General features: G+C 44.3%; 2 protein-coding genes. One reads left to right on the top strand and one right to left on the bottom strand.

Annotated elements, in window-relative coordinates:
• The coding region (locus ACRC27_RS13160; RefSeq protein WP_438640081.1) for a DUF3302 domain-containing protein at positions 1-211 on the bottom strand (211 nt) is incomplete at its 3' end.
• 551 nt (positions 212-762) lie between these two features.
• On the opposite strand from ACRC27_RS13160, the gene ACRC27_RS13155 reads away from it, so the two are divergent.
• The coding region (locus ACRC27_RS13155) for an autotransporter outer membrane beta-barrel domain-containing protein (RefSeq protein WP_438640080.1) at positions 763-1,459 on the top strand (697 nt) is incomplete at its 3' end.

The following is a 1,459-nucleotide window of genomic DNA, read 5'->3' as shown; positions in this document are numbered from 1 at the left end:
CTCGGTACAAGGTGGCCCAAATCCATAAGAATGGCCATAAAACGTGCAGAGTGAACAGGCTGACCCAGCCCGCAACATGGATGGCATCTTGGTGTGGATGGTTACGTTTTTGCGCGATGTGGTAAGGAATATCGTGAATGACGATCACCCCGTAAAATATGGTGAGCACCACAAAAACCAAGATCCCCAAAGCAAAATAATCGAGGAACATAGGAAGCTCCTTAAATAATTTATGAAATTTTTGCTGCTATTATTTAATGCAGTGAATTAGTTTTGTGGTAATTCATTCATTTTCTGCATATTGATATAGACATTTATTGATGAAAGTTCAATTTGCTCGTTGCTGATAGCTCCATCTTATTTAAAAGCAGTGGACTATAGCAAAAAAAGTACTTAGCCAACATGAATTATTCATTTTAAGGTATACAAAATAATTGGTGTTATTTTGTTGACAATTCAAGTTGTTATGCTGTGCTTTGTCGGTTGGTTGCGTATTTTAGATATCTATTTATTCAGTGAATGAAGGCGTAGTCTATTAATTCATTTATTGCCACTAATAAATGAATGCTCTTTCAGTGTCGCTGTAACGTTCTTATGACAGCTATATTCTACAATGCGATGAGATAACAAATTGCACCGTATAAATGTATTAGCGTTAGTGCACTCTCAACGAAGCGACAATCAGAGTTAACGGATGAAGTAAGGCATAGCATGAACAAAATAACGTTAAGTTGTGTTTTATGCATGGTATGGAGCGGGTTGTTGAGCGCGCCGAGTGATGCTCAGTCATTGTTACAAAATGATGAGCTGGTTCGAAAACGAATTAACGCTGCCGCCAGTTTGCTCAGTTTCACGGTCGTGCCGGATGTGACGACCAGCAATTTGTCAGTGGCGTCCGGTAATGTGAATGATGACGATGTTGGTATGCGCCTGACTCAGTTTGGTGGCGGCGCAACCTTAAGTAGCGATTTCCCGCTGTATGCCGAAGGCACCATGGGCTATAGCCGTTATGATCCGCGTTTTATTGTCACCTCGGGTGAAGAGGTGCGCAGTGTGCCGTTTCGTTGGAATGCCTTTTCGGCGGCTGGAGGATTGGGTTGGGATTTTCCCTTGCGTGAGCATTTGGTGCTGCGCCCAATCTTGAATATTTCGTTGGGTACGGTGGCCAGTGATGTGTTGATTGGCCGCCTGATTTTGGAAAATCGCACCGGACGAGAGTTGGCTTTCCTAGATGGCGGCAGTATGAGCTTTTATGGCTATGGCGGCTCGTTAATGTTGGATTATGAATTTTTCTCTGATGCCTATGACATGGATGTGGAGGCGCGTTACTCCAACATCCGTCTCGAGCCATTTCAAAAAGATGACCGTGCGGTGGCCGGTGGCGCGTCGGCCGAGCAGTTGAATCTCTATTTTCGTACCCGTATCCCAACCGGAATGCACCTTTTTGAGCGCCCGGTGC

Origin of the sequence: Plesiomonas sp. (assembly GCF_051650925.1) — a bacterium.
Lineage (GTDB): Bacteria > Pseudomonadota > Gammaproteobacteria > Enterobacterales > CAMTGL01 > Plesiomonas.
This window is presented reverse-complemented; position numbering and strand designations above follow the sequence as displayed.